Below are 9,681 nucleotides of genomic sequence, written 5' to 3' on the forward strand. Positions count from 1 at the left end.
AAAGTAGACAAGGAAGATTTTCTACGTATACATGGTCTAGTTAGAGTCTGTTAGGTTACCCTCTAGAGCCAATTATATTCGGTTATCCTCCCTTGTCATCTTGTCCGCCTTGTCTACCAGGTCTTGCCTTAATGAGAAAGTAAAATACCTACCCTTGTAAGGGGAACCCCCCTCCGGGTTCGCCAGTTCCCAGGGCGCGGGAAACCCGCCTGCAGGACTGGTCTCACCGCACGGCGCTGCTCTTCGCACCACAAGAGAAACAACTAACCACTAATTCTTTTCACAAACTCTTCATCTAAAAGCCTCCGGGAGTGCGGAAACCACGCAACTTTAGTTCGTGGAGGAAGCACGACGCGGTGAGGCAGCGCGTTGCCGGGGTTCCCAAGGGAGGAAGCGACTGCCGAACCCTTTAGGGGCAATTTTAATTGCCGTCTAACTTCTCTAAAATTCATAGCTGTAACCATCCTTTGCATGAATTCGTTTGCAATATTTGTGTGAGATTCCTTGAATTAGTCCAGCTTTGGTAGAAATATTGAAACTTCCTGTTGCACGAGTTGCGATGCGTCCAACATATTCACCAACTTTTTTACCAGTAGTGACAACTGCTTTAACAATGTCACCAGTTTGAAAACCAAAGTGAAATTTAGTTCTGGAACAGTGACGATTGGGAAAGCCATATTTGTCTGTACGACATATTTGTCTTGTTCCGTAACCATTAGCTGTAATTAGCAAAGGTCTAACTCCTTTGATATTTAGAATCGGAGTTGATTGACCAACACAAGCAGCGTCGAAATAGTGAGTTTTGGGTATACTTTGTTGGGTTCTATTGAATTTAGTCAAACCTCCACTACCTGTTTCTACTGGTAAATTGGTTGTTCTTAGCGCTTCAAGTAATGCAAATCGCGTTGTGTTAACTGCTGCTGCATCTATAAGTGGTTGCTTGGCTTGCTTTAAAATTTTCTCTAACCTTGTAGGGTCTTTTTTGAGAAACTCCTTGATATCTTTTGTCCCTTTTTTGAGATTACATTTTTCACAACTTAAGGTTAGGTTTGTTATTGAGTTACTTCCTCCTTTAGCTCGACAGTGAATGTGTTCTATTTGAAGTGGAACATCTTTGATACCACAGTAAGCACATTGTCTGTTCCACTTTTCAAGTAAGTACTCCCTAGTTTCGTAACCGAATAACGTTCCCTGTTGATATTCTTTTCCCTGAATATTCGGATTACGTATTAATTGCATATCAAACCGTACTAATTCTTGAGAGATTGCTTCAATTAGTGCGACTTTACGCAATCTTTCAACCCAAGTTTTTATGTTGTCAATGCGACTCCTTAAACTAGGAGCTAACCAACCCGCATGACGTTGTTTTGGACACGGTTGTTTGTTACCTTTCCTAAACCATTCGTGTAATGGTGGTTGACGATATCTGGTTTTTCGGTTTCTTCTACTTCTTCTTAGTTGTTTTCTAGAATTCAAAGAATCTCGAATTGCAAAACCTCGGTGCTTGATTTCGGCTACAAATACAACCTCACCTGTAGAATCGTTAACTATTGCTATACCTGTCATCTGAGAACCAGGGTCAATTTTTAATCTTAAAGGTTGGACAGGTGTTGTGAAAGTCACTTTCAAAATGATAGTGAAAGGAAAGCGTCGGTATACTGCTGCTTTTTTGTTTCGCAACAACTGCCTTGGTTGTGCTGGATGAATAGGATTCAGTGGTTTTTTGTTGATATCAATTACAAAAACTTTGGACATAAAGTCCGTCCATTGCTGGGTAAAGTTAGCCTCGTTAATGTTATTGGTCGGTACTCTCCAAGTAACACTGATTTACCCCTCGTAAATCTGTTTAATTACTCAGTTTCAGGGCTACAAACTGGCTACGCATCTGTAGGTGAGAACTTTAACTCTTGCCAATAACGTAGTTCAGTTAAGAACTTAAACTGGTCAGCTAACTAAAATGCTGAGGCATGAAGCCCCGTCACTTTAGTACGGGGTGCTGACGCGCCGGTGTTTGCAATCCTTCCTGTAGAACTGCTAAAACTTCTGCTACATTCCCTTCTCTTAAAGCTGAAACTGCTAACCACAATCCAGGAAAGACTTGAGAGCGAATCACTCCATCGGCATCTGGTTCTAAAGGAATGTATCGTCCTTCTTCGAGACGGAACCAATCTACACGATTTTCGTAAATTTGCCAAACAATGTACTCTTGTACACCATTACGACGATAAGCATTCAACTTGTCTTTGAGGTCATAAGATGCACTAGAAGCAGCTACTTCTACAATTAATTCTGGCGCTCCTTCAACATAATCATCATCACCGATCCGAGAATTTCCTCCAGCTTCTGGTTCTAACCTCAGTAAGGCATCTGGTTGGGGTTCATTATCAGCATCAAGGCGTACTGTAGTATTGTCAGCCAAATCTACACCGGGCGTAGCAGCACTATATGTTACTAACCAACCAACTATTTGGGCATGAGGTCTACCATGATTTTTAATCCTTACTGGTGAAGCCACGTATACAACTCCTTCAACTAATTCAGCTTTTTTGATATGAGGCATTTCAGCGTAGCGCTGCTCGAACTCGTAGCGCGTTAAGCGATCGCCACTTTCTAAAGGTGGTAGTTTGGAAGTTGTATACATAACTGTTAGTTGTTAGTGGTTAGTTGTTAACACAAATGACAAATGACAAATGACAAATGACAAATGACATTCTTACACTTGTGCAGCCACAGTTTCTTGCTCCCTTTCTACAAAGGCTTGTACGCGAGCGCGGTATTGTCTTAATGAATCATCAACCCAATCGCGATCGTGGCTATTTGCGTACAAGTGTACTATTGGCTCGCTAGCATCGGGTAAGACTAATACCCAACTATCATCGTAGGGTTGACAGATTTTTACTCCGTCAATCAATTCTAAATTCTGGGCTGGGTGGGTTTCTACTAAGTGGCGCATCAATGCTCCTTTTGCTGTCCACGGACAACGCACTGTGTACGTTCTGTGAATGACACGCGGTAGATCGGCTCGGACGGTGGTTAAAGAACGCTCTTGTATGGTGAGCATTTCAATGAGTTTGGCAATGCAGAACATGGCGTCAAAACCGGGATGCAGTTGGGGAAAAATAAATCCCGTGTCGCCACTACCGCCCAAGACAACATTGGAATTTTTCTGGCATGCTTCCATTAATGCTGTGGGGTTTGCTTTTGTGCGAATCACTCTACCATCATGACGGCGGGCAATTTGCTCTACAGCACTGGAAGCGTGAACTGGTACGACAACTGTTCCCCTCGGTTGAGCGGTTAATATCATGTCTACCATCAGGGCTGTCAACATTTCGCCACGAATGGGCATACCTGCTTCGTCAACTAAAATGAGTTGTTCTCCATTAGCTGAAACTTGAACGCCAAAGTTGGCTTTTAATGCTTCGACCACATGACCTAACTGTGTTAAGAGGGCTTCGCGGTCGGTAGCTGACATGGCGTTTTTATTGAGACTGGCATTGAGGACTACTGCATCCGCCCCAAAGTTGTCTAACATTTGTGGCAATACAGCTCCTGAAACGGAATAAACGTAATCAATGACGACTTTTGCTCGGCTGTTACGAATTGTGTCAACGTGTAGTAATGTTTCAAAAGCCGTGCAATATCGATCCATGACTTGGCTGGGGTAGGCAACATCACCAATTTCATGAATTTGCGATCGCCGCATATCTTCCTTGAAATAAGCCCCCTCAATTTTCTTCTCCAAAGCTTTGGAAATATTAATTCCCTTAGCATCCATGAATTCAATCAGGATGTAGTCTGGGCGGTCTGGATGGACTCGCACGTGAATACCCCCCGCAACTGACATGGTAGGGATAACCGTGCGAGTGATGGGAATGGCTGTTGCATCTAAGTTTTGAATATCAACACCGACTGACATTAAACCCGCAATTAACGACCTAGTGACCATGCGAGAAACGTTACGTTGGTCGCGAGAAACTGTCACGCGAGATCCCGGTTTTAAGATAGAACCGTAAGCTGCTCCTAACTTAACAGCAAATTCTGGGGTAGTGTCAATATTCGCCAATCCTTGTACGCCACGTTGCCCAAATAAATTGCGTTGGGCTGTATTTCCCCAAATCAAGTTTATGTTGAGGATTGCTCCTGAATCTATCTTTTTGCTAGGCCAAACTCTGACAAATGGGCTAATTTGGGCTTCTTCTCCTACAGTAGAAAGCGAACCAACGATCGCACCTTCCAACACATGGGCGCGACGGTCTACACGCGCACCACGACAAATAACGCTGGCTGATAGATGAGCTTCGTCACCGATAATACCTCCATTCCAGATGATGGGGCGTTTGAGATTGGCATCGGAACCGACGGTAACGTTATCGCCAAGAACAGTTCCCGATTCAATAACGACTCTTGCGCCAATACGGCAATTGTCCCCAATAACTGCTGGGGCTTCAATTTGTGCTGTGGAGTCAATGTGAGTATTCTGACCGACCCAAATTCTAGGAGAAGTTTCCTTGTAAGCAAAGTCTAGTTGAACTTTGCCGTGCAATGCGTCGTACTGAGCCTCTCGATAAGCATCTAAGTGTCCAACATCACACCAATAGCCTTGAGCAATGTAACCATACATCGGCTGGTTCTTCTCAAGTAAAAGTGGAAATAGCTCTTTTGAGAAATCACTTTCTTGATTTTCTGGCAAGTATTCTAAAACTTCGGGTTCTAAAATATACGTACCAGTATTCACAGTATCGGAAAAAATTTCACTAGTAGAAGGCTTTTCTAAAAATCGTCGAATTCGACTTTCCTCATCAGTTATGACCACCCCAAACTCAATAGGATTGGGAACGCGGGTCAAAATCAAAGTGGCTTTTGATTTCTGTTGTTTGTGAAATTCAATTGCTGCTGTTAAGTCAAAATCTGTTATACTATCTCCGCTAATGACTAAAAAGGTGTCATCAAGAAGTTCAGCAATGTTTTTTACGCAACCTGCAGTCCCCAGAGGCTGGTCTTCTTCTACGGCATAAGTCATTTGTACGCCAAAGTCACTGCCGTCTTGGAAATAGTCTCGTAGAACGTCGGGTAAGTAATGGAGTGTGGCAACAACTTCTGTGATTTGATGCCGTTTTAATAAATTAATGATGTGTTCCGCAATAGGTCGATTGAGTATAGGAACCATAGGTTTGGGTAGGTCACAGGTAAGCGGACGAAGCCGTGTTCCAGAACCCCCTGCCATCAGAACTGCACGCATAAATCCTCCTTAGCTGTTTGCACGACTTGCTACCTCAACACCCACAAGATAATTTCTTTATCTATCTTATGTATCTCTTAGTTTAAGGAACTTTCGCGCTTATGCATCCAATCGGAAATAGGGATAACTACCCGTCACACTAACTTGTTTATTAGTACAAAATCAAGATATACGGAATTCCTTTGACTAACTGTGATTTTAAAAGTTAGACGGCAAGGCGATCGCTTTCTTATCTTAAGATAAAATGTCAGTATAGTCTTAAGAATGGTAGTGTAGTAAATAACATAACTAGCCTATACTTAATTCTCTCGAATTTTTTAAGATAGAGTATCAGTGGGGTTGTATAAATGGAATTAGTCAGTTTGATATTGGTAGTAGGATACGGGCTTGGTCTGTGGAAGTTTTGGAATGGCTTTGAGCGCACTAACTTTCAGCGCTCTTTGCCCAATCGTGTGAGTTTAGCTTTAATGTGGCCTGTTTTATTTACTACAAGTAAGTCCTATCGTCAAAACTTTAGAAAGGCATTAAAAGGAAAAAGTTAAGCCGATCTCACAGGACATATCTGGTTGATTGCTGGAACTCAAGAGAGTTCTTCTTTGGCGGTTCTTTTCTCTCAAACCCAGATTCCTTGTACTGTTTCTGTCACAACAGAGTCAGCGCGATCGTAACTTGCGAACAATGTTTATGTTACGTCAAGTTGAAAAAAGAATGCAACACACAGATTTTGTAGGGGCGCAATGCCTTGCGCCCCTACGTCTAGATCTGTTACAAACATTACAAGCGTCAGTTGACCATCTTTGTTGTAAACTGCGCTCATCCTAGCCAGTATCCTGTCTAGGCAACGGCGGCATTTCTCTTACCCATTCTCAAGCGCCCTAATTTGACAACGACAACAGGAGCAAACGTTCTGGAGTTTGAGCTTGGATTCCAACTTTAGTTGTAGCCAATCTTCAATATTGAGATGCACAAGTTTATCAATCATTCTACTGTGTAAAAGTTTCAACTTTTAGCGGACGACACAGTTAAAGGTAATTTTATATATTGAACCAAGAGCCTTCTTGTCAACAAAGTTTTGGAGGGTTCACAGCTTAATAAGGGGGGCTTTGCGTAAGTCCGATATCCCTCAAGTGCATAAAGGGACTTTGCTGACACCTATTAGTAAGAAGAAAGAAATATATACAAAATTCAGAATGGCTTAAAAGCCCCCTCTCCCAATGGGAGAGGGGGTTGGGGGTGAGGGCTTTTTCATGATTTCCCAGGGCTGTCTTCTTCAAGAAAATATTAGGAGATTTACTATGATAACAATGGATATGCCTTTACAGGCTCATATTCTAGGTTTCTTGGCATTAACTTGCTATATTCTCACACTGCTTCCCACAATTCTGAGAATCGTATTTCCTCAGACAAAAGAAACTGGAATTCCTCAAGTACTTCTTAAGCATCGGCGTTCGATTGGTATTTTAGCTTTCGTTTTTTCCGTGTTTCATAGTTTTCCATTAATTCAACAAAGAAATATTGATTTGTTTGATTTGAAAACATCTTGGATTTATATTCAGGGTATAGCTACTTTCATAATTTTTGCCCTGTTAACAATTACCTCCAACAACTGGAGTGTCAAAAAACTTAAGAAAAACTGGAAGAAACTACACCAACTTACCTATTTTGCTATGTTTCTAATTACTTGGCATATTTGGGACAAGATGTCAGGACATTGGACGTATTTAACGCCTATTGGACTTACAGCAATATCGGGAGTCTCAGTTTTATTTCTTTATAAGCATTATTGGGTTAAATACTTTTCTGCAAAACAAAAACAACAGAAAAAAATTGCAGTAACTATGTTACCAGAAAGTAAATTTAATCAGCGATCGGTAATCAGTGACCAGTGACCAGTAACCAGTGACCAGTGACCAGCGATCGGTAAATTTTGAGTTTTCGTAAATAAGTGTGCAAGGAATTTATATATGATGGGTTACAAAATTTTTACTTTAAGTATAAAAGAATTGTTATATGATAAAAAAATTGATTTATAAGAAAGTGTCAGTAGCGATCGCAATAAGCGCTATAATAGGTGTTGTTGGATTTAGTTGGTCTAAATCACTTTCTCAATCAAAGCTCGAAGTGTGTGCGCCTGCTTCTCAAGGTTATAAAATTCTAAAAGGGCATTCTTATTGGGTTTATGCGATCGCAATGAGTCCAGATGGCAAAACTCTAGCTTCTGGTAGTTATGACGGTACTATTAAGATTTGGAATCAACAAGCTGGCAAATTACTTTATACCATCAAAGGCGATACAACCGACGGTCACGGGGATGCGGTAAAATCCCTTGCGATCGGCTCCGATGGACGTGTTCTTGCTAGTGGTAGTTGGGATAATAGAATAAAATTATGGAATCTCGAAAACGGTAAATTAATTCGTACATTAACTGGACACTCAGACAATGTTGACTCTGTTGCTATTAGCTCAGATATGAAAACCTTAGCTTCTGCAAGTTGGGATAGAACAGTTAAATTATGGGATTTGAAAACTGGTAAAGTAATTCGCACGTTAAATCACCAATATCCAGTACAAACAGTTGCAATTTCTCCAAATAGACAACTTGTTGCAAGTGGGACTGAAGACGGAAAGATTACGATCTGGAATCTAACTACTGGGCAGCTAGAAACTCCCTTAGCCGCACACGAAAAAGCCGTTTCATCTGTGAGTTTTAGTCGAGATGGAAAAGTTCTTGCTAGTAGCGATTATGAAGGAAAAATTAAACTATGGAATTTAGACAAAGGAAAGTTATTACACACTCTTAACGGACATATTGGTGCAGTTTGGTCAGTTGCTTTTAGCCCCGATGGAATGTCAATTGCTAGTGGTGGTTATGACAAGACAATTAAGTTATGGAATGTGCAAAATGGGAAATTGTTAAAAACTCTTTCGGGGCATGAGAAAGCAGTTTGGAGTGTAGCTTTTAATCCAAAGAGCGATCGCACTCTTGCTAGTGGTAGTGCTGACGAAACGATTAAGATTTGGAACTTGACTGACAATCTTTAAGATCCATTGTTTCAACCCTCTAGACCCACAATATCAAGGGAACGGCAAAACTATTATTGACAGCCAAGGTCGAACGGTACAATTACCAGATCCTCAAAAGTTTGAACAAGCTTTCGACGACGCCGTGTTAGATGTACCTTTTGGTCATTTCGAGAGTTTGCCAGATAGCATTAACAACACTACCCAAATTCCCAGTCTCTTCACATTTCAATCAAATCCTTATGGAGCTGATGGGCAGTTTGTAGTAAGTCCATTTGCTGGACTCAGTGCTATCAACAATGGAGTTCACTCTTCCGAAATTAACTTGTTGGCAGCTTACCAATTAAGCGAAAAAGTTTTGAATATTGACTCAGAAGTTTATCTAGGTACAATTCTTCAGAACGCAGCCGACCCCAAGCTCCGTTTACCAGCAGGAGAACCCGTAAAACCCTCAGAATGGCTCCGTAAAGTTGCACCAGACGTTACAAAAGCAGAATTAGAAGATCGAGTCACTGCTCCAAATACGGGAGATTATCCAAACTTACAACCCAGTTTATTTACGTACAATGGTTTGATTTTTAGCCCAAATAGTGGAAATCCTGATGACATTGCCAGTGGCACTTTCCTGTTTGCCAATAACGCCATGTCTGCTTTTCAAAATAGTTTAGTTCCACCTGCTAACCGCACTGAAGAAAACTTGCGAGCGTTGAAAAGCGGTTCTGTTATCCGAGGGGCAAAAGTGTTTAAGCAAGCAAACTGTGCAACGTGTCACATTCCACCCTTCTTCACTGACAACAAAATTCATCCTGTTGATGACATTGGTACTAACCCAGCCCGTGCTCAGTCCCGCTTAGGGCTAAATAAGTTCTTAGTGAAACCTCAAATCTACACCCTTGATACTCCTGTTCCCATACCTGCCAACGCCCAAGTGCTGGATGTCCCAACAGAGGATGTTTCTGAGACTCCCACGACTTTACCCCAAGGGATATTACCAAATGGCGGTTACAAAACAACTTCTTTACGAGGTCTTTATTTAAGTGCGCCATATCTACATGACGGTGGTGTAGCAGTGGGTTCGGGAAGTTTAAGTTTTGCAAAGGATGGCAGTTTTACTGTTGTTGACCCTAGTGGGTTAGGACTGACTGGTACCCTTAGCCAAACCAAACCTGCTGATGCTGCGAGCAGTTTGCGTGCTTTAGTAGACAGGGAACTTCGCGCTTTAGTCATCGCTGCTAATAAGGCTAACCCTGCTTTGGTACGTAGTAACCTTGATGGTACGGGTCATGACTTCTATGTGGATGAACAAGCTGGGTTTAGTCCACAGCAGCAAGCAGACCTAGTTAATTTCTTGCTCGCACTTGATGACGATCCCAGTCGCTTTTAAGGGATTTTCAAGAAATAAATTATCTATCTTGTGG

Annotated in this window: 8 protein-coding genes; 4 read left to right on the forward strand and 4 right to left on the reverse strand. The window is 41.7% G+C overall.

Features of this window, described 5'->3' with window-relative positions; genetic code table 11:
- Positions 1-441: 441 nt before the first annotated feature.
- From iscB to ACKTT2_RS15370, 3 genes are all read right to left on the reverse strand, one after another.
- Positions 442-1,755 (reverse strand): RNA-guided endonuclease IscB, encoded by a 1,314-nt coding sequence (iscB, locus tag ACKTT2_RS15360; RefSeq protein WP_407888322.1) that lies wholly within the window; start codon positions 1,753-1,755, stop codon positions 442-444.
- 223 nt (positions 1,756-1,978) lie between these two features.
- Positions 1,979-2,641 (reverse strand): Uma2 family endonuclease, encoded by a 663-nt coding sequence (locus ACKTT2_RS15365; RefSeq protein ID WP_407888324.1) that lies wholly within the window; start codon positions 2,639-2,641, stop codon positions 1,979-1,981.
- A 72-nt stretch (positions 2,642-2,713) separates the two neighbouring features.
- Positions 2,714-5,242 (reverse strand): sugar phosphate nucleotidyltransferase, encoded by a 2,529-nt coding sequence (locus ACKTT2_RS15370; protein WP_407888326.1) that lies wholly within the window; start codon positions 5,240-5,242, stop codon positions 2,714-2,716.
- A gap of 347 nt (positions 5,243-5,589) precedes the next feature.
- On the opposite strand from ACKTT2_RS15370, the gene ACKTT2_RS15375 reads away from it, so the two are divergent.
- Positions 5,590-5,784, forward strand: coding sequence for a hypothetical protein (locus ACKTT2_RS15375; protein ID WP_407888328.1), 195 nt, complete (start codon positions 5,590-5,592; stop codon positions 5,782-5,784).
- A gap of 140 nt (positions 5,785-5,924) precedes the next feature.
- Here ACKTT2_RS15375 and ACKTT2_RS15380 read toward each other — a convergent pair whose 3' ends face one another.
- Positions 5,925-6,059: a hypothetical protein gene (locus ACKTT2_RS15380; protein WP_407888330.1), complete on the reverse strand. Its 135-nt coding sequence runs from the start codon at positions 6,057-6,059 to the stop codon at positions 5,925-5,927.
- A 478-nt stretch (positions 6,060-6,537) separates the two neighbouring features.
- Here ACKTT2_RS15380 and ACKTT2_RS15385 point away from each other — a divergent pair, with 478 nt between their 5' ends.
- The 3 genes from ACKTT2_RS15385 (at position 6,538) to ACKTT2_RS15395 (ending at position 9,647) form a co-directional block, all read left to right on the forward strand.
- Positions 6,538-7,131: a ferric reductase-like transmembrane domain-containing protein gene (locus tag ACKTT2_RS15385; protein WP_407888332.1), complete on the forward strand. Its 594-nt coding sequence runs from the start codon at positions 6,538-6,540 to the stop codon at positions 7,129-7,131.
- Positions 7,132-7,252: 121 nt separating this feature from the next.
- A complete protein-coding gene (locus tag ACKTT2_RS15390) occupies positions 7,253-8,284 on the forward strand; it encodes a WD40 repeat domain-containing protein (RefSeq protein ID WP_407888334.1) in 1,032 nt (343 codons plus the stop codon).
- Between the two features lie 124 nt (positions 8,285-8,408).
- Complete coding sequence (locus ACKTT2_RS15395) at positions 8,409-9,647, forward strand: di-heme oxidoredictase family protein (RefSeq protein ID WP_407888336.1); 1,239 nt, start codon at positions 8,409-8,411, stop codon at positions 9,645-9,647.
- Positions 9,648-9,681 lie beyond the last annotated feature (34 nt).

Source organism: Scytonema hankhaensis NUACC26, assembly GCF_045865695.1.
Classification (GTDB): Bacteria; Cyanobacteriota; Cyanobacteriia; order Cyanobacteriales; family Nostocaceae; genus Scytonema.

What these genes read in the sequence shown, in the direction of transcription:
- iscB (WP_407888322.1), bottom strand. Translation starts at nt 1,755, where the DNA reads ATGTCCAAAGTTTTTGTAATTGATATCAACAAAAAACCACTGAATCCT.
- ACKTT2_RS15365 (WP_407888324.1), bottom strand. Translation starts at nt 2,641, where the DNA reads ATGTATACAACTTCCAAACTACCACCTTTAGAAAGTGGCGATCGCTTA.
- ACKTT2_RS15370 (WP_407888326.1), bottom strand. Translation starts at nt 5,242, where the DNA reads ATGCGTGCAGTTCTGATGGCAGGGGGTTCTGGAACACGGCTTCGTCCG.
- ACKTT2_RS15375 (WP_407888328.1), top strand. Translation starts at nt 5,590, where the DNA reads ATGGAATTAGTCAGTTTGATATTGGTAGTAGGATACGGGCTTGGTCTG.
- ACKTT2_RS15380 (WP_407888330.1), bottom strand. Translation starts at nt 6,059, where the DNA reads ATGAGCGCAGTTTACAACAAAGATGGTCAACTGACGCTTGTAATGTTT.
- ACKTT2_RS15385 (WP_407888332.1), top strand. Translation starts at nt 6,538, where the DNA reads ATGATAACAATGGATATGCCTTTACAGGCTCATATTCTAGGTTTCTTG.
- ACKTT2_RS15390 (WP_407888334.1), top strand. Translation starts at nt 7,253, where the DNA reads ATGATAAAAAAATTGATTTATAAGAAAGTGTCAGTAGCGATCGCAATA.